Here is a 17,778-nt window from a genome sequence, read left to right as displayed (position 1 = left end):
TTCTGTTTAAGGTATTGCGCACTGTAAAACGTTTATTGAGTCAAAAAACAGAGTTTGCCCACCACTTAAACAGAAACTGGTAACGGACATCTGCAAACTGATTTGGACGGGAGAAATAAAAAAGCCCTGTATTTACAATGAAATACAGGGCTTCTTAGACATTCTTGGACAAGTAACTTTCTACCTAAGAACCTACTCAATATTCTGAATCTGCTCCCGCATCTGCTCAATATACACCTTCAGATCCACGGCTTTTTTGGTGGTTTCGGCCAGGATGGATTTGGATGACAGGGTGTTGGCTTCACGGTTGAATTCCTGCATGAGGAAGTCTAAGCGGCGGCCGACGGAGCCTTTTTGGGTGAGGACGTGACGGGTTTCCTGGACGTGGGCGTCGAGGCGGTCGAGTTCTTCGGCTACGTCGATTTTCTGGGCCAGCAGGACGATTTCCTGTTCCAGTCGTTGCGGGTCTATCTGTTCGATCAGTTCGCTCACTTTGGTTTTGAGGTTGGTTCTTTGTTCTTCTATGATTTCAGGTAAGCGAGTCCTTACTTCGGCAACGATGGTGCTGATCAGTTGCAGGCGTTCTTCGATGGCCTGAGCCAGTTCGGCGCCTTCACGAGCCCGATGGGCGAGCAGGTCGTCAAGGGCGCTGTCGAGCAGTTTGAACAGTTCGGCCTGGAGTTGTTCGGGGTCCAGCGCCTGTTCTGCGACGACGCCGGGCCATTGCAGGATGTTCAGCGGATTGACGTTGGATGACTGGGGAATAATGGCTTTGATTTGCTCGATGGCCTGGTTCAGGTCATGAACCAGTTGAGTGTTGACGCTGAGCTGGTTGGTGGTTTGGGCCTGAGGGCTGAAACGCACCTGCACTTCCACTTTACCGCGACTGAGTTTTTTCTTGATGCGTTCGCGCAGTGGGATTTCCGCCATGCGCAGGCTGTCGGGGAGGCGGAACCAGGTTTCCAGGTAGCGGTGATTCACGGCTTTGATTTCGAGTGACAGAGTACCCCAGGTATCGGATGTTTCTTTGCGGGCAAAGCCCGTCATGCTCAGTATCATAATGCTTTCCCAAAGACGGATCAGCGCGGCAGTATACCGGTTATTCCTTAACACCCATAGCGTCACTAAGCTACAATTCCCGGCCCTCATACATTCCGATAGGAGAATTCAATGCGCCCTAGTGGTCGTCAACCGGATCAACTCAGAACAGTAAACATTACCCGTCATTACACCATGCATGCTGAAGGTTCGGTATTGGTTGAGTTTGGCAATACCAAAGTGATTTGCACCGCGTCGGTGTCTGAGGGAGTGCCAAGGTTCCTCAAGGGCGAAGGTCGGGGTTGGGTGACTGCGGAATACGGTATGTTGCCCAGAGCCACCGGCAGCCGTAATGACCGTGAAGCCGCGCGTGGCAAACAGCAGGGCCGAACCATTGAAATCGGTCGTTTGATTGGTCGGGCCTTGCGGGCGGCAGTGGATCTGGAAAAGCTTGGTGAAAATTCCATCACCATCGATTGCGATGTCATTCAGGCCGATGGTGGTACCCGGACGGCAGCCATTACCGGTGGTTGTGTGGCGCTGGTGGATGCCCTGCGGTACATGCAGCGTGAAAAGATGATCAAGTCTGATCCGTTGTTGCATCTGGTGGCAGCGGTTTCTGTCGGGGTTTATCAGGGCACGCCGGTTCTGGATCTGGATTATCCTGAGGATTCTGCCGCTGATACCGATATGAACGTCATCATGACATCTGCCGGTGGTTTCGTGGAAATTCAGGGAACCGCAGAAGCAGAACCTTTCACTGAGACACATTTGAGTGGCATGTTGGGACTCGCCCGTCAGGGGATTCAGACCTTGAATGAGTTGCAGCAGCAGGCATTGGCGGCTGAGGAGTAAACAGAGCATGATCAGAGTCATGGTGAATGGTGCCCGAGGACGCATGGGGTCGGAAGTGGTCAAGGCGGTCAGTCAGGATGCCGACCTGGAGTTTGTAGGTGGAACGGATCGGGAGGATGATCTGGCCGCCAGAATTGCTGAGCTTAAACCCGATGTGGTCGTCGATTTCACCATCGCCTCTATCGGGTTTGAAAATGCCAAAACCATTATTGCTGCCGGTGTGTCTCCGGTCATCGGCACGTCCGGTTTTCAACAGCATCAAGTGGAAGAATTGCAGGCACTGGCGGCTGAGCAAAAACTGGGTGGTCTGATCGCTCCGAATTTTTCGTTAGGCGCGGTATTGATGATGAAGTTTTCGGCACTGGCGGCAAAGTATTTGCCCGATGTGGAAATCATCGAAGCCCACAGTCCGCAGAAAGAGGAAAGCCCATCCGGTACCAGTATTCGCACGGCTGAACTGATTGCCGGGGCCAGGGTAAGTGCAGCAACACCGACCAGTCGGAAAGAACTGCTCGCGGGTGCCCGAGGTGCCAGTTTGCATGATGTACCTGTTCATTCTGTTCGTTTACCTGGAGTGGTTGCTCAGCAAACGGTGTTTTTCGGTGGTCTTAGCGAGACACTGAAAATTGAACATAACTCCCAGCACAGGGAGTCGTTTATGCCGGGTGTCTGCCTGGCATGTAAAAAAGTCGGCAGTCGTGAACAGCTGCTGTATGGTCTTGAGCATTTATTGGATTAAGTTATGTCAGTGACACAGAATAAAGAGATAGAAGCTGCTGTATTTCGTCGGTTACTGGAACATTTGGACAGTCGCAAAGATGTACAGAATATCGAACTGATGAATCTGGCAGGATTTTGTCGTAACTGTCTGGCCAAGTGGTATGTTGCAGCAGCCGAACAGGAAGGGGTTTCAATGAGTTATGATGATGCCCGCGAAATTGTTTACGGCATGCCTTACAATGAATGGAAGGATAAATATCAACAGGAAGCAACGCCGGAACAGCTCGCAAAATTTCAGCAACAGCAATCGTAGATCAGGATGATATTGGTCATATCGTTGAGATGGTAATCATGAGTCGTTGATCATCGATTGAGTTGAAAACTCAACGAATCAGCGATTCATTTAGTGCTTTTGTATGAGCATAAGTTTTGAACAGGTTACCATTCCGGCTGTAGAGGTCTTCTGAACAGCCATATTGTGTATATCATGATAAACGGGCGAATGGCATTCTCAGTTTCCATTAACGCATGTGAGATGGGTTAGAGTACTCATGAATGAGGAAAAAAGTTTAAAAGATCTTGCTGAAAGCAAAGCTAAAGCGTTGCAAGTATTGTTCGATGATCCCGGAATCGCAGCAGCCATGTCCCGCGTGCATGTATTTGTGGTGGATCATGGCGAGGAAATTGTTCATGTGTCTCCATCGTTGGTTCCTCAGGAATGGGAACGCTCCAGAAAGGATGCGCAGAAATGGCTTGAGCTGGTTCATCCGGATGATCTGGATCGGGTCAGGTACAAGTGGCAAAAAGTGGTTTATGGTAATGCGGATGTCTTTGAAGAAGTCTTTCGTTTTCAGGTGAATGGTGAATATCGCTGGATTTCTCATATCGGCACCATGGTCTATCGCTACTATGATGGCCGCCCCAGTCTTTATATCGGTGCAGACCGAGATGTCACTGAAGAACGCTTGTTACAGCAGTTGCTGGAAGAGGAAAGAGCCAAGCTGGCACAGCAGATTGTGCTGGATGATTTTCTGAATATTCCTAATCGTCGCTATCTGGATTCGGAACAGTTCCGGTTTTTTATCAACGATGGTGAAACCCACAATGCCGTGATGGTGTTTGATATTGATGACTTCAAACAACTGAATACGATTCTGACCCATAAGGGTGGTGATGAAGTGCTGCAGATGGTGGTGGAACGGGTTCAGAAATGTCTGGGTGCAAGCGATATTCTGGCCCGCTATGGCGGTGATGAATTTGTAGTGGTCATTCCCGGCTCGAACTCCGGAAGAGTGCATGACATCGCTGCCAATATGTTGGATGTAGTGGCCGGTATTCCGTTGTCGACAGATGATTATAAAGTATCCATCAGTATTGGTTTATGCGAAGGACATCCTGATCTGGATATCGGTTTCTGGGATTATTTCGGCGAAGCCGACAAACTGCTGTTTGAAGCTAAAAAACAGGGTAAAGCCAAAGTCATCAGTGGTACGTTGTAGTTGTTCCACCCTTGAGGTCTGTGCGTAAGTTTAAGCTTTGTATAAAGCTGTATGTCACGCATCATTAGTTTTTTTTAATAACAAAAGTTTCCATGTTTACAAAATCTGTCAATTGAAGATAGCGATCATAGATATTGTTATCTATGCTTATCAGATCGAGTTGTTCTGATTTTATTTATGAATAAGATGACAGATAAGGCCGATGAAATGGAGATCATCAAGGCCAGGATCGCTGAAGTTCTATTCGATAATCCAAAGATTGCGCAGGCCATGTCCAGGGTAAACGTGTTCGTGGTTGATCATCATCCGGGTAGTAAACGAATTACCGCCTCGCTGCTACCGGATCAGGCGGCTGTTGAATCTGATCACAACCTTTACGGTTGGCTGGAATATGTCCACCCGGAAGACCGTGAAACAATACGGCAGCAGTGGCAGGATGTGATGACTGGAAAGCGTGATGTCTTTGAAGCGACCTATCGTTTCCAGGTGAAAGGTCAGTGTTATCGGTGGATATCCAATCTGGGCACTATGGTATACCGATCAGACAATGTCCAGTCCGGATTCTACATCGGTGCTGATCGTGATATCACCGAAGAGCGCCGATTGCAGCAGTTGCTGGAAGAAGAGCGCGCACGACTCGCACATATGCTGATTCATGATGGCTTTCTGAATATCCCCAACCGTCGTTATCTCGACAGTCAGCAAACGCTGTTTTTTCACAACGATGGCCAGACGCCGATGGCGATTCTGGTTCTGGATATCGATAACTTTAAAGACATCAATACAGAACTGACCCATAAAGGCGGAGATGTGGTGTTACAACAAGTCGTTGATGCGTTACGGGGATGCCTGGGGCCGGACGACCTTCTGGCCAGGTATGGGGGAGACGAGTTTGTAGTGGTATTGCCGCGATCATCCCTTGAACAATCACGTCAGGTGGCCCAATGCATGATCGACACAGTGAGTACCATTGCGTTACCTACAAAAAGACTGGGCCAGTGCTCTATCAGTATCGGTTTATATCAAGGGTGCCCGCAGCCTGAACAGAATTTTTGGGACTATTTCGAACAGGCAGATCGACTTCTGTTTATGGCCAAACAAGCCGGTAAAGCCAGGTTTGAGAGTGGCTGGCTCTGAACATTGATCAATTATGTATCCATTTTTTCCGTTATTGCCGCCGGTTTTTTTTGCTGAACTGGGTATAGCACCTGCACAGATCATTGAATGATGGCTAACGTATTCCCTCCTCCCAATTATTTGATTCGGTTCTTGTTTTTTGGTCACTGACGCTATATAAAATTTTGCTGAAACGTTTCACCAACAAAACCAACAACCTGAGACAAATATATGAACATGACCACCGCATTGTTGACAATGATGGCCGCAGCGTCATTACCTGTGACTGCCTCTGCTGCGAAAAACATTGTTTTAACCGATACCGCAAATAACATTGAAATCTCTGAATGGAGTGTCGAAAACCGTAATCTGGATATATCTGGAGCGCCAGCGTTTCTGATCAGTAAAAAAACTCTGCATGGCGGAAAACAGGAAGGTAGTACGCTTATTACGGTGCAGACCGACAATCTGAAAGTGACGCTGATTCCAACCCGGGGAATGGATATTTATGAAATTGTCAGCGGCGATGTTCGCCTGGGTTGGGATTCCCCGGTTGACGAAATTGTTCATCCGGCTTACATGAATCTGGAGATGCGAGGTGGCCTTGGCTGGCTCGACGGTTTCAATGAAATGATGGTGCGTTGTGGTTTCGAGTGGACGGGCCATCCTGGGGAGGAAAATGGCCGGCTTATGAGTCTTCACGGCCGGGCGGGTAATACGCCTGCCTCCAAAGTTGTGGTCAGCATTGATGAAACACCGCCTTATGCGATTCATATCAAAGGGCTGATTAAGGAAAACACGTTTAAATTCAGCAATTTGGAAACCTGGACAACCTTGACCGTGGTACCTGGCGAGACGACCGTCAAGGTACACGACGAGCTGACCAATCTCAGTGATTATGATCGAGACTATCAGATCATCTATCACAGCAATTTTGGTGCTCCGATTCTGGAGCAGGGTGCCAAGGTAGAGGTTGCGGTGAAAGAAATCTCGCCTTTCAATGACTATGCCGTAAATGGCCTGAAAGATTGGCAAACCTATCTGGGACCGACCAAAAACTTTGATGAAATGGTTTTCAACCTGGTGCCGTATGCTGATGATCAGGGGATGACCACGGTACTGTTACACAACCGTAAAGGGGATCAGGGGGTAGCGGTAAAATACGATACCCGACAATTGCCGGTGCTCACCTTATGGAAAAACACCGATACCGTAAAACAGGGTTATGTCACCGGTATAGAGCCTGGTACCAGTTATGCGTATCCGCGACAGATCGAACGTGAACAGGGACGCGTGAAAACGCTGGCTGCCGGCGCGACCCAGAGTTTTGATCTGGAGTATCATGTGCTTACCAATAGCTCCGCAGTTAAGCACGCCAGTCAGGAAATTAAAAAAATACAAGGCAAAAAAGATATAACAGTCATTTCACAACCCATGGCGATTGAATAGCCGGTCGGTTTTTTTTGCCAGCGGTAAGTATCTGCTTCAATGGGCACATATTTGCCGCTCTCATCAAAATGGATGAGTTCATGTCACCTTGTATCTCCCCTATTATCATCACCTCTCATCCCTTGATTTATAACACGAATATATACGAATCGATTGATTTAGACCTGTAACACACTGACGGCATAAAAACTGCCTTTGATGTGATGTCTCAAGCACAGGAGAGATCTCAAATGAATATTTCAAACGGCATGATGGATATTTTCTTTGGCTACAACATGCGGGTAGGGGATATCCAGGGAGCAAAAGACGGTATTACCCAATTCCAGCAACTTGCTGATTCTGCAGACACTCCTGAACAGCGTGAGCGTTATTCGAATGCGGTCAATAAGTTGAAAACAGAGATTTTGCCAATGTTGGAAAAAGACGTTGGTCAACTGGGCTCGCAACTTGGGCTATCAGCGGATCTGATTGGTAATACAATTTCTGTCGATGATTTGAAAGGCTTGTCGTTGGGTTTACAGCAGAACAGTGAGGGAAAGCTTGGGTTTTTCGATGGTTACCAACCTGGTAACTATTTTTCTAAAAATACTTAAGGAGTACGTATGTTCAAAAAAACGTTAACAGGATTGGGAGCGTTACTACTGGCGACCAATGTATTGGCTGAAGTAAATGTCACTGTTCACAATACCTCAAAATACGATATCGAACTGACCAGTAAGGAAATTGAAGTATCCACTTATGCTCCTGACCCTGCAATGCAAATCAATGCTGGTCAAAGAGACTTTTTTCAGACCTATAGTCTGTTTCCTACCGTTGCGACAATTGTTGATCTGGAGTACACCTTCACCGACAGCTCCATCGCACCGGACTGTCATTTCAGGTTTGTCGTACTGAAAGATGCCCGAACGGGTGCATTTTTGCCTCAGCCCATCATTGCCGAAAATGAAGGCGGTTCTTATCGGGATCGCGCAGTGTGTTCCGGAACGGTTGACGGTTTCAACCTTGATACAGGTCGAGCAACGGTAACGTTTAAAATGGATCGCCGGAAGTTCTGACGCCAGTTGATCGGTTTTATTCTCTGAAGGCTTTCGTGGTGTTCAGTTCGCAGAACTGGATACGAAAGCCTTGTTAACTTTTGGGTGTTAAACGATATTTAAAAGTTGTCTTGGTACTCAATTTGTAGGTTATATACGGAATATTTCCCTAAATGGCATAATCCTGTCATGTTAACCCATTTAGCCGCCTGACCCGGTTCATTCTGCGCAATATTTTTTGAGGATTCTTAAAATGATATTCCTCGACTTCCACGTAGATCTGATCCGTTGCTGAAAAAACACTTTGCAAGGCCACGAGCCGGCCATTTCCTTCATAGGCGATATAGTGATCATCTGATTGTTTGACGACTTTGATACCGGAGACGGATGGTAAATAGCTGGCCAGTCGTTCCCGGGTAAGACTCTTGTCTGTCAGTAGTTCGTGTTTGGCTGCCTCTAAAACCCGGATGCGCTTCTGGGTTTCTGCAATAGCGTTTTCCCGATCGATGACGTGGATTTGCCGGATTGAAAATAAGGGTATCAGTACGAACGATGAGTGTGTCCGTTTACGGTGGATATCGAGTACGACTTTGGCCAGCAGTGCATCCTTTTTATTCAGATCCTTAAATTCAGTACGTTTTTTTAATAGATACCGGATGAACTTTCGGATGGTTTCCAGCATAAGGGCAGGCGGTTCCCGAATTGATGATGCAGCTATGCTAACCGTTACCTCAGATACAAACAACAATGGCCTTTATTGAAAAAGGCCCATGTTTGATTTATCCATTTTGATTCCGGCCCGATACACGTTCGGAGGTCTGAGCGTTATTCCGGCTTGCCGAATTCATCCATCCAATGGCGGGCAATCTGTTCCCGGGTAGCAAACCAGACCTGGCTGTAGCCTTGAGCATATTCCACGAATCGTTTCAGTGCGGCAAAGCGTGCCGGGCGACCAACTATTCGATTGTGCAACCCAATACTGAGCATTCTGGGTGTAGTTTTGCCTTCTTCGTACAACACATCAAAGGCATCTTTAAGGTAGCTGAAGAACTGATCACCACTGTTGAAACCCTGAGGTGTGGCAAAACGCATATCGTTGGTATCCAAAGTATACGGCACCATCAGCAGCGGATTGCGATAGTTCATATCCCAATAGGGCAGGTCATCGGCGTAGGAGTCGGCACAGTATAAAAACTCGTTGCGTTCTGCCGCAATTTTCAGGGTATAGGGGCTGGTTCGTCCGGTGTACCAGCCAGCAGGCTTTTTACCGGTCAGCTGCTGATGAATTTCAATGGCTTTTTCCATATGTTCGATTTCTTCGGCTTCGCTGAAATGCTGATAGTGAATCCAGCGATAGCCGTGGCTGGCGATTTCCCAGTTGGCTTTGAGCATGGCTTCGACCGCCTGAGGATGCCTTTGCATGGCCATACTGACGGCGAAGACGGTCACCGGAATCTGTTTCTCGGTAAACAGTCGGTGTAATCGCCAGAATCCGGCGCGACTGCCATACTCATAAATGGTTTCCATGCTTAAGTGGCGGGTTTTGTAGGCTTCTGCGCCGACTATTTCGCTGAGGAAGCGTTCGGAATATTCGTCTCCGTGCAGTTGACAGTTTTCCCCGCCTTCTTCGTAGTTGATGACAAATTGGATGGCGATTCTGGCACCACCAGGCCAGTTGGCATTGGGTGGGGTGGCACCGTAACCAATCAGGTCGCGTGGATAGTTGTCTGACATAACAGTGGTCCTATGAGTGAACGATATGGTGATTATTCAGCAAGTTGCTGACCAAGTAGTCAGCAGATTTTGGCTTGCTACAGTTGGATATATAAAAAAAATTTGACCAATTGGTCAAAAAAGGAAATGATTTTGCATGCTTCGTTCCAACCAATAAATAAGCTTGATAAGCATAATTGACCGGACATAACACCACAGGAATAACCGTCTGTAGCGGGCAGTTGAGGCGTTATGCCGGGTTGATGAGAGAGAGAACATGCTGAGTTTTACCCTCAATAATGAGCCGGTGGAGGTCGATGGCATCAAGCCGGACACCACTATTCTGGAACTTTTGCGCACCAAACTTGGGCGAAGTGGAACCAAAGAAGGGTGTGGGTCGGGCGATTGTGGTGCGTGCACGGTGGTGTTGGCATCTGAGACCGGATTTCGCACGATTAACAGTTGTATTTCCCTGGCTTCACAACTTCAAGGCCAACATCTGATCACCGTCGAGGGATTACAGTCGGCTGACGGTTCTCTGCACCCGGTTCAGCAGGCCATGGTCGAGCATCACGGTAGTCAGTGCGGCTTTTGTACCCCAGGGTTTGTCATGTCGTTGTTTGCACTGTATCAGCAACGTCTGGAAGAACACTCCCAGCCTATTACCAGAGCAGAAGTTGCGCAGGCGCTGGCCGGTAATCTTTGTCGCTGTACGGGTTACGAGCCGATTATCCAGGCAGCCATGCAGGCTTGTAATGCGCCGGAGAAAGATCCGCAGGCACAGGTGTTTGAAGCGCCTGCACCCAATCGAAGCAGAGCCCAGGTGGATGGCTATTGGCAGCCTGAAAGCCGTGATCAATTGAGAACCATATGCCAGGCCCATCCGGAGGCGCGTTTTGTTGCCGGAGCAACGGATTTGGGCGTGGAAATCACACAGCGTTTGCAACCGGTTCCGGCATTGATCGACCTGACTGCCGTTAAAGAGCTGGGTCAGTGGCATCAGGATGCCCATGCGCTGACGGTCGGGGCGGCAGTCCGCCTGAGCCAGCTGCACACATTGATGTTAGTGGAGTGGCCTGAGCTGGCGGAGCTGTTTGAGCGCCTGGGTTCGACCCCCATCCGACATCAGGGAACCCTTGGCGGCAACCTCGGAACGGCCAGCCCGATTGGCGATTGTGCTCCGTGGCTGATGGCCCTTGGAGCATCGGTTGTGGTCAGTGATGGAGATCGATCATTCAGTTATCTGGTGAACGATTTTTTTACGGGTTATCGCCAGACTCGACTCGAAGCCGGACAGTGGATCGACCATGTTGTGATCCCACGACGCCGACCCGATCAATGGTTCCGCACCTATAAAATCTCCAAACGTTTTGATGATGACATTTCAACCGTCTGCATCAGCTGGCTGATCGAACTGGATGATGGCAAGGTTGCCACTGCCCGTTGCGGCCTGGGTGGCGTGGCTGCCACACCGGTATTGGTGGATTTGTCGCCGCAACTGGCAGGCTGCATCTGGCAGCAGCGGGATACGCTGGAGCAGATCCAACAGACATGGCCGGCAAATGTGGCCCCTATGTCTGATGTGCGTGCCAGTGCGGATTACCGGTTGGCACTGCTACCGGCGCTGACGGAACGGTTCTGGCTGGAAACCACGACTGCTGTGGTCACGAGGGTGCTCAATCATGCGTAAACTGATCGATTTAAGAACCCCGGGGAATGCTCAAACAGTTACCATTCCCCATCAACACGAAAGCGCACGTCAGCACGTCAGTGGGCAGGCAAACTACATTGATGATCTCCGAACCCGTGCAGATTGTTTGCATGCTTATGTCGTGAAAGGTCCAAATACTGTTGGTACGTTGACGCAATTGGATTTAGCCGCAGTGAATGCCGCGCCAGGCGTTGTACGGGTGTTTACCGGTGCGGATATTCCGGGTCATAAAGATATAGGCGCTATTTTTCCGGGTGACATTCTGCTGGCTGAGAGCGTCATTGAATATCCGTTGCAGCCGGTTGCCGTGGTGGTCGCGGAAACCCATGAGCAGGCGCGCAGAGCGGCGACTCTGGTTCATTGTGAGGTGCAATCCCGCCAACCGATACTGACGGCGGAGCAGGCCCATGCACAAGACTATTTTGTGCGTCCGAAACATGAGCAGCGCCGTGGTGATTTCAGTGCCCAATATGCTGAGGCCACACATACTCTGGAAGGCACGCTGAACATCGGCGGGCAGGAGCATTTTTATCTGGAAAGCCAGGCTGCCATGGTCGAACCGATGGAGAACGATTGCCTGTTGGTACACAGCTCCACGCAGCATCCGTCAGAAGTTCAGAAAGTGGTTGCTGAGGTGTTGAATTTGCCGTTGCACCGGATCACGGTGGAAACCCGGCGCATGGGCGGTGGTTTTGGTGGCAAGGAATCTCAGGCTGCACCTTATGCCTGTCTGGCGGCACTGGCGGCTTATTATCTGAAACGCGCAGTGAAGATACGGCTGGCCCGCAGTGACGACATGCAGTTAACAGGCAAACGTCATGCATTTGTGAACCATTATAAAATCGGATTCGATGCCGATGGCCGGATTCTGGCCAGTCAATTTGAGATTAATGGTTTATGTGGATATACCCCGGATTTGTCTGATGCCATTGTCGATCGGGCCATGTTTCACGCGGATAATGCATATTACCTTGGCGCGGCATATGTTGTTGGGCATCGGCTTAAAACCGATACGGTCAGTCACACGGCATTTCGCGGTTTTGGTGGGCCTCAGGGAATGCTGGCCATCGAACATGCATTGGACAGTATTGCCTGTCGTCTGGGCAAGGACCCGCTGGATATCCGGCTGTTAAACCTATATGGCGCAGAAGGCCGTCAGGACAATCTGACAACTCATTATGGCATGCAGATCGAAGGTTTCTGGCTCGCGGAAATCATGGAACGGTTGGCACGGAATTGTGACTATCGTCACCGTAAAACAGAGTTCGAGACATTCAATCAGAGCAGTCCGATCATTAAAAAAGGTCTGGCGCTGACGCCGGTTAAGTTTGGTATTTCGTTCACTGCCAAACATTTGAATCAGGCCGGCGCGTTAATTCATATTTATACCGACGGCAGTATTCAGGTCAATCATGGCGGTACCGAAATGGGCCAGGGCCTTCATACCAAAATCGGTACTGTTGTGGCGCGTGAGTTTGGTATCGATATTGACCGGATACTGGTGACCCCGACGCGGACTGATAAAGTGCCCAATACCTCGCCCACGGCGGCATCCAGCGGCACCGATTTAAATGGCATGGCGGCCAGAAATGCAGCTGTAGAAATCAAGCAGCGCCTGCAACAGCATCTGGCGGAAAAATATCAGGTCTCTGCAGATGACATTACCTTTGCGAACAACCAGGTTTGCGGTCCTGGTTTCAGTCTGGCATTTGATGCATTAATTCAGGAAGCCTATTTCGCCAGAGTGAATTTGTCTGCCAATGGTTTCTATCAGACGCCAAAAATTGGTTATGACCACAAGAAAAGTCAGGGGCGGCCATTCTTCTATTTCTCCCAGGGAGCCGCATGTGCCGAAGTCTGGGTGGATACTTTGACCGGAGAATACAAAGTACATCGCGTGGATATTCTTCACGATGTTGGTGAATCTCTGAATCCTGATATTGATCGGGGCCAGATCAGTGGTGGTTTTATCCAGGGAATGGGCTGGCTGACCACCGAAGAGCTGGTGTGGAACGATCATGGCGCACTGCTCAGCAATTCGCCAATGAACTACAAAATACCGGCTATCAGTGACACTCCGGAAATTTTCAATATCGAGTTGTTTCAGCGACCGAATAATGAAGCCACTATTTATTACTCAAAGGCAGTTGGCGAACCGCCGTTCATGCTGCCCATGTGTGTCTGGTCTGCTATTCGCGATGCCATCAGCAGTCTCAGTGGGTATCGGCGCAGTCCGCATCTTGATACCCCTGCAACTACTGAACGGGTGTTTATGGCCATCCAGGCAATGAAACAGGTGGTGGAGCATGAATAAAGGTAACTGGATAACCGCTTTGGCTGAAACTGAGCGTAAAGGTGTGCCTGCAGTATTGGTGACCATTCTGCAGGTGGTGGGTTCCAGTCCGCGGGACGGTGGTACCAAAATGGTGATCACCGATTGCGAAGCGTTTGATACCATCGGTGGTGGTCATCTGGAGTGGCAGGTGGTCGAACAGGCGCGGCAGATGCTGCTGGCAAAAACATCCGGGCAGCAGATTGTCGAGTACAATCTCGCCGCCGATCTGGGGCAGTGTTGTGGTGGTGCAGTGCGGGTATTGTTTGAACCATTGCGCGTTGATGTGCCGGTATTGTCGGTGTTTGGTGCCGGTCATGTGGCTCAGGCATTAATGCCACTGCTGGAGCCGTTGCCGCTTGCCATTCGCTGGCTGGACGGTCGTGCTGATCAGCTGTACCAGAACACCACTACCCGGGCAGAACTGGTACTGACGGATGATCCGGTGAACGACTTGATACTCACAAACCCTCGTCATTGGATTTTAGTGCTGACCCATAATCATCAGTTGGATTACCAACTGGTTGAGCAGGCGCTGAAGCAGGACAACGTTGAATATTTGGGTGTTATCGGTTCGCAGACCAAAGCACGACGTTTTCGTCAGCGACTTGAGCACCGTGGTTATTCACAACAGAACATTAATCGCATGATTTGCCCTGTTGGCGTGCAACAGATTCCAGGTAAGAAGCCTTATGAAGTTGCGATCTCCATTGTGGCTCAATTACTGCAACTGTTGAATGGAGGGATTCCTACGGAATCTGAATACGCCAGATCCGAAACTGCGGTTTCCGGATCTGCCAAGTCAACCCATTCCAAGCAGTGGAAGGAAGATAAAATCTGGATGACAGGTCATGACAATCAGTGAGATTAATTCACTTGGCAATGAAGCATTAACCAAACTATTCACACAGTGTTGTGCCGCTCAGCGCTGGGTTGTTCAAATGGTGGCAGGTGTGCCCTATCAGGATGCGGATGATATGAAAAACCGGGCTGTCAGTTACTGGCAGCAAATGAACGAAGATGACTGGATGGAAGCATTTCTCGCTCATCCCATGATTGGAGATGTACAGTCACTCAGAGAAAAATATGCCGATACACTGTCACTGGCCGCTAACGAACAGTCCTCCACCCATGGAGCCGCGGATCATGTTTTGAAACAACTGGCGACCTACAATAGCAAGTATCTGGATAAGTTCGGGTTTATATTTATCGTGTTTGCCAGTAATAAAACCGCCGAGCAGATGCTGGATCTGCTGTTGAAACGGATTCATAACAACCGGGATGTTGAATTGAAGAATGCAGCTGATGAGCAGCTGAAAATTACTTTGTTAAGAATTGAAAAATTATTATGAGGTACAAGTGAGCAGTCTTTCGACTCATATTCTGGACACGACTGCCGGCATACCGGCAGCAGGTGTCGAATTAACATTGTTACGGTCAGTTGAAAATACTGTACTGGCCAAAGGTGCTACCAATGAAGATGGCCGGTTTTCCGATTGGCAGCTGGATGCTTTGCCACCAGGTGATTACTGCCTGCGATTTGATATTGCAGACTACCTGACCACAAAGTATGGTCGGAGCTTCTTCCCTCACGTGGATATCCACTTTTGCATTGATGAAGAACGCCACTATCACGTGCCGTTATTGATCAGTCCGTATGGCTACAGTACGTATCGAGGTAGTTGAATTGCAACTGATTAAAGCACGTGTATTACACTTCCCGAGATCCACCGGTAATCCTGAGCAGGAATTCGAGTATTTTGCGGCAGGAGCACTGGTGATCGATGGGCAGAAAATCAAAGCTGTTGGTCCGGAAGAGGTGTTGAGTCGGCAGTTCCCCGAGGCTCAGGTGATCGATAAACGTCATTGCCTGCTGGTACCTGGACTCATTGATTCCCATAATCATTTTCCGCAGACAGAAATTATCGCGTCGTTTGGTGAGCAGTTGTTGCAGTGGCTGGAGAATTTTACCTTTCCAACCGAGCAGAAGTTTGCCAGCTATGAATATGCACGGAAAATAGCTGATATTTATCTACAACAGTTGTTTCAAAATGGAACGACCACTGCACTGGCCTATTGTACGGTTCATCCACAGTCTGTTGATGCACTATTTGACGCTGCCAGTGAACACAATATGCAAATAGTGGCGGGCAAAGTCTGTATGGATCGAAATTGTCCTGAATATCTTCGGGATGATGCCTCGTCTGCGTATCAGGATAGCCGTGACCTGATCGAAAAATGGCATAAGCAAGGACGTAACCTGTATGCCATTACCCCCCGTTTTGCACCCACCAGTACAGAAGAGCAGATGACGTTGCTCGGGCAGCTGGCGGCAGAATTTCCCGATACGTTTATCCAGAGTCATGTGTCGGAAAATACCGATGAGATCGCCTGGATAAAAAGCCTTTATCCAAAAGATAAAGATTATCTGGGTGTCTACGAACGCTTTGGTTTAGTGCGTGAACGGGCGGTGTATGGCCATGGTATTCACCTGAAAAAACGGGAATGGAAAACTCTGGCAAAAAGCGGATCGGTCATTGCGTTCTGTCCAAGTTCCAACCTATTTCTAGGGTCAGGTTTATACGATATGTCTGCGGCGATCAGTTATCGCGTGAGTACCGCGCTGGCATCTGACATCGGCGGTGGTACCAGCATCAGCATGCTAACCACTCAGGCCGATGGCTATAAAGTCTGCGCCTTGAATCATTATTCATTGCAGGCATTACGTGGTCTGTATTTGATGACCCAGGGGCCGGCATCCAGTTATCGGCTGGAGCATCAGATTGGTAACCTGAACCCTGATACCTATGCTGACTTTGTCTGTTTTGATCTGGATAGTAACGAGTTGCTGAGAACCCGGCTGCAAAATGGCAAAGGCCATGCTGCGGATATCTGGTTTGCGTTAACGTTTCTGGCTGGTGATCGTTGTGTCGACAGTACCTGGGTTGCCGGGATTCCGGTGTTTGAGAAATAGGATATCAACAAACTATGGCTGAATTTTCTGATTGGATCGCTTTGTTTTTACGCTGGTTTCACGTCATTGCCGGTATTGCCTGGATCGGTTCCTCGTTTTATTTTGTCTGGCTCGATAACAGTCTGGAAGAGCCACCGGAATGGAAGAAGCAAAAGGGTATCAAAGGTGACCTGTGGTCTATTCATGGCGGTGGTTTTTATGAAATCGCCAAATATAAAGTCGGTCCGGAGAAAATGCCGGAAAATCTGCACTGGTTTAAATGGGAGGCGTACACCACGTTCATCACCGGCTCATTGTTGTTGATCTGGTTATATTACCTCCAGGCCAGTGCCTATATGGTTGATCCTGAGGTGATGGAGCTAACGGCTGGCGCGGCAGTTGGATTGTCGCTGTTATTTATTTTTAGCGGCTGGGCCATATACGAGGTTTTGTGCAATACACCGCTGGTTCGAAATGGTTTGGTATTTTTGTCGATACTGTTGGTAATTGGTACGGTCTACGCATGGTTGTTTACGCACTTCTTTTCAGGTCGTGCGGCATACATTCAGATGGGAGCCATGATCGGTATGGTCATGGCCGTCAATGTCATGCTCAGGATTATCCCCGGTCAAAAGAAAATGGTTGCCCAGGTGGCTGCCGGTGAGGCGGTTGATCCACAACCTGGCCTGATCGGTAAACAACGGTCAGTACACAACAATTATTTTACTCTGCCGCTCATTTTTATGATGATCAGCAATCACTATCCGATGACGTATCAGCACGAATACAACTGGCTGGTTTTGATGGCTATCGTGGTGATTACCATCTGGACCAGACACTATTTTAATTTAAAACATCAGGGGCGCAGTAAACCGGTGATTCTGGTAACCGCAGCTCTGGCATTTGCAGTGCTTGCATTTCTGGTGTCCTATCAGCCGGCAACGGCATCCACTAGTACGGAAAATGTCAGTTTCAGTCATGTGCAACAGATCATTAATGATCGTTGTACTGCCTGCCATAGCCGCAAGCCAACGGATGAACTGTTTCCAGTGGCTCCACTGGGTATGATGTTTAATGATCAAAAAGACATTGAACGACACTGGGATCGAATTGTTGCCAGAGCAACAGTCAGTAAGGATATGCCCTTTAACAACCGCACCCATATGACTGAAGAAGAACGAAAAATACTGGCGCAATGGCAGCCTGAATAATTTTATTGCTGTGGAAAGTGGAGGGAAAACCACTTTCCCTGACCGGCAAAACCTACCGACGATGAGTTCTTCTGACAATATAAAAAAGCGACTTTTTTAGGCTAGAAATACGGCTTAGAAATCTGCTCGTATTCATTGTACGATTTC

18 protein-coding genes are annotated in these 17,778 nt (G+C 48.8%); 15 read left to right on the top strand and 3 right to left on the bottom strand.

What is annotated here, in order from left to right:
- Positions 1–192: 192 nt before the first annotated feature.
- Positions 193–1,059 (bottom strand): YicC/YloC family endoribonuclease, encoded by an 867-nt coding sequence (locus YC6258_RS00390; RefSeq protein WP_044615299.1) that lies wholly within the window; start codon positions 1,057–1,059, stop codon positions 193–195.
- Between the two features lie 111 nt (positions 1,060–1,170).
- Between YC6258_RS00390 and rph the strand changes: the two genes are divergently transcribed.
- From rph to YC6258_RS00350, 8 genes are all read left to right on the top strand, one after another.
- The gene (gene rph, locus YC6258_RS00385) at positions 1,171–1,893 is read left to right on the top strand and encodes a ribonuclease PH (protein ID WP_044615298.1); all 723 of its coding nucleotides are present in this window, start codon (positions 1,171–1,173) and stop codon (positions 1,891–1,893) included.
- A 7-nt stretch (positions 1,894–1,900) separates the two neighbouring features.
- Complete coding sequence (gene dapB, locus YC6258_RS00380) at positions 1,901–2,632, top strand: 4-hydroxy-tetrahydrodipicolinate reductase (RefSeq protein ID WP_044615297.1); 732 nt, start codon at positions 1,901–1,903, stop codon at positions 2,630–2,632.
- 3 nt (positions 2,633–2,635) lie between these two features.
- Complete coding sequence (locus YC6258_RS00375) at positions 2,636–2,926, top strand: DUF1244 domain-containing protein (RefSeq protein ID WP_044615296.1); 291 nt, start codon at positions 2,636–2,638, stop codon at positions 2,924–2,926.
- Between the two features lie 238 nt (positions 2,927–3,164).
- Complete coding sequence (locus YC6258_RS00370) at positions 3,165–4,112, top strand: GGDEF domain-containing protein (RefSeq protein WP_044615295.1); 948 nt, start codon at positions 3,165–3,167, stop codon at positions 4,110–4,112.
- Between the two features lie 177 nt (positions 4,113–4,289).
- Positions 4,290–5,249 (top strand): sensor domain-containing diguanylate cyclase, encoded by a 960-nt coding sequence (locus YC6258_RS26830; protein ID WP_082070496.1) that lies wholly within the window; start codon positions 4,290–4,292, stop codon positions 5,247–5,249.
- Positions 5,250–5,459: 210 nt separating this feature from the next.
- Positions 5,460–6,677, top strand: a complete 1,218-nt coding sequence (locus YC6258_RS00360) for an aldose 1-epimerase family protein (RefSeq protein ID WP_211264599.1) — start codon at positions 5,460–5,462, stop codon at positions 6,675–6,677.
- A 230-nt stretch (positions 6,678–6,907) separates the two neighbouring features.
- Entirely contained in the window at positions 6,908–7,270 is a 363-nt protein-coding gene (locus YC6258_RS00355) for a hypothetical protein (RefSeq protein WP_044615294.1), read from the top strand.
- A gap of 9 nt (positions 7,271–7,279) precedes the next feature.
- Positions 7,280–7,732, top strand: coding sequence for a hypothetical protein (locus YC6258_RS00350; RefSeq protein WP_044615293.1), 453 nt, complete (start codon positions 7,280–7,282; stop codon positions 7,730–7,732).
- 166 nt (positions 7,733–7,898) lie between these two features.
- On the opposite strand, the gene YC6258_RS00345 is transcribed toward YC6258_RS00350, so the two are convergent.
- Together YC6258_RS00345 and puuE are read right to left on the bottom strand one after the other, a co-directional pair.
- Positions 7,899–8,393 (bottom strand): hypothetical protein, encoded by a 495-nt coding sequence (locus YC6258_RS00345; protein ID WP_044615292.1) that lies wholly within the window; start codon positions 8,391–8,393, stop codon positions 7,899–7,901.
- Positions 8,394–8,536: 143 nt separating this feature from the next.
- Complete coding sequence (gene puuE, locus YC6258_RS00340) at positions 8,537–9,445, bottom strand: allantoinase PuuE (protein WP_044615291.1); 909 nt, start codon at positions 9,443–9,445, stop codon at positions 8,537–8,539.
- A gap of 256 nt (positions 9,446–9,701) precedes the next feature.
- Here puuE and xdhA point away from each other — a divergent pair, with 256 nt between their 5' ends.
- Genes xdhA through YC6258_RS00305 form a run of 7 tightly spaced genes read left to right on the top strand, consistent with a single transcriptional unit; the run spans position 9,702 to position 17,631 of the window.
- Positions 9,702–11,114: a xanthine dehydrogenase small subunit gene (gene xdhA, locus YC6258_RS00335; RefSeq protein WP_044615290.1), complete on the top strand. Its 1,413-nt coding sequence runs from the start codon at positions 9,702–9,704 to the stop codon at positions 11,112–11,114.
- Positions 11,107–13,449, top strand: a complete 2,343-nt coding sequence (gene xdhB, locus YC6258_RS00330; RefSeq protein WP_044615289.1) for a xanthine dehydrogenase molybdopterin binding subunit — start codon at positions 11,107–11,109, stop codon at positions 13,447–13,449. The genes xdhA and xdhB overlap by 8 nt, the downstream gene beginning before the upstream one ends.
- Positions 13,442–14,332, top strand: coding sequence for a xanthine dehydrogenase accessory protein XdhC (xdhC, locus tag YC6258_RS00325; protein ID WP_044615288.1), 891 nt, complete (start codon positions 13,442–13,444; stop codon positions 14,330–14,332). Before xdhB ends, xdhC begins: the two co-directional genes overlap by 8 nt.
- The gene (gene uraD, locus YC6258_RS00320) at positions 14,319–14,819 is read left to right on the top strand and encodes a 2-oxo-4-hydroxy-4-carboxy-5-ureidoimidazoline decarboxylase (RefSeq protein WP_044615287.1); all 501 of its coding nucleotides are present in this window, start codon (positions 14,319–14,321) and stop codon (positions 14,817–14,819) included. The genes xdhC and uraD overlap by 14 nt, the downstream gene beginning before the upstream one ends.
- Before the next feature lie 7 nt (positions 14,820–14,826).
- On the top strand, positions 14,827–15,153 hold the full coding sequence (gene uraH, locus YC6258_RS00315; RefSeq protein ID WP_044615286.1) for a hydroxyisourate hydrolase: 327 nt from the start codon (positions 14,827–14,829) through the stop codon (positions 15,151–15,153).
- Complete coding sequence (guaD, locus tag YC6258_RS00310) at positions 15,125–16,441, top strand: guanine deaminase (RefSeq protein ID WP_044615285.1); 1,317 nt, start codon at positions 15,125–15,127, stop codon at positions 16,439–16,441. The genes uraH and guaD overlap by 29 nt, the downstream gene beginning before the upstream one ends.
- Positions 16,442–16,455: 14 nt before the next feature.
- Positions 16,456–17,631, top strand: coding sequence for a urate hydroxylase PuuD (locus YC6258_RS00305; RefSeq protein ID WP_044615284.1), 1,176 nt, complete (start codon positions 16,456–16,458; stop codon positions 17,629–17,631).
- Positions 17,632–17,778: the final 147 nt, after the last annotated feature.

Source organism: Gynuella sunshinyii YC6258 (genome assembly GCF_000940805.1).
In the GTDB taxonomy this organism is placed as follows: Bacteria; Pseudomonadota; Gammaproteobacteria; order Pseudomonadales; family Natronospirillaceae; genus Gynuella; species Gynuella sunshinyii.
The sequence above is the reverse complement of the archived record's forward strand: the minus strand, read 5'-3'. Positions and strand labels throughout refer to the sequence as shown.

Coding starts and splice junctions, on each gene's coding strand:
- YC6258_RS00390 (WP_044615299.1), bottom strand. CDS start 1,059: ATGATACTGAGCATGACGGGCTTTGCCCGCAAAGAAACATCCGATACC.
- rph (WP_044615298.1), top strand. CDS start 1,171: ATGCGCCCTAGTGGTCGTCAACCGGATCAACTCAGAACAGTAAACATT.
- dapB (WP_044615297.1), top strand. CDS start 1,901: ATGATCAGAGTCATGGTGAATGGTGCCCGAGGACGCATGGGGTCGGAA.
- YC6258_RS00375 (WP_044615296.1), top strand. CDS start 2,636: ATGTCAGTGACACAGAATAAAGAGATAGAAGCTGCTGTATTTCGTCGG.
- YC6258_RS00370 (WP_044615295.1), top strand. CDS start 3,165: ATGAATGAGGAAAAAAGTTTAAAAGATCTTGCTGAAAGCAAAGCTAAA.
- YC6258_RS26830 (WP_082070496.1), top strand. CDS start 4,290: ATGAATAAGATGACAGATAAGGCCGATGAAATGGAGATCATCAAGGCC.
- YC6258_RS00360 (WP_211264599.1), top strand. CDS start 5,460: ATGAACATGACCACCGCATTGTTGACAATGATGGCCGCAGCGTCATTA.
- YC6258_RS00355 (WP_044615294.1), top strand. CDS start 6,908: ATGAATATTTCAAACGGCATGATGGATATTTTCTTTGGCTACAACATG.
- YC6258_RS00350 (WP_044615293.1), top strand. CDS start 7,280: ATGTTCAAAAAAACGTTAACAGGATTGGGAGCGTTACTACTGGCGACC.
- YC6258_RS00345 (WP_044615292.1), bottom strand. CDS start 8,393: ATGCTGGAAACCATCCGAAAGTTCATCCGGTATCTATTAAAAAAACGT.
- puuE (WP_044615291.1), bottom strand. CDS start 9,445: ATGTCAGACAACTATCCACGCGACCTGATTGGTTACGGTGCCACCCCA.
- xdhA (WP_044615290.1), top strand. CDS start 9,702: ATGCTGAGTTTTACCCTCAATAATGAGCCGGTGGAGGTCGATGGCATC.
- xdhB (WP_044615289.1), top strand. CDS start 11,107: ATGCGTAAACTGATCGATTTAAGAACCCCGGGGAATGCTCAAACAGTT.
- xdhC (WP_044615288.1), top strand. CDS start 13,442: ATGAATAAAGGTAACTGGATAACCGCTTTGGCTGAAACTGAGCGTAAA.
- uraD (WP_044615287.1), top strand. CDS start 14,319: ATGACAATCAGTGAGATTAATTCACTTGGCAATGAAGCATTAACCAAA.
- guaD (WP_044615285.1), top strand. CDS start 15,125: ATGGCTACAGTACGTATCGAGGTAGTTGAATTGCAACTGATTAAAGCA.
- YC6258_RS00305 (WP_044615284.1), top strand. CDS start 16,456: ATGGCTGAATTTTCTGATTGGATCGCTTTGTTTTTACGCTGGTTTCAC.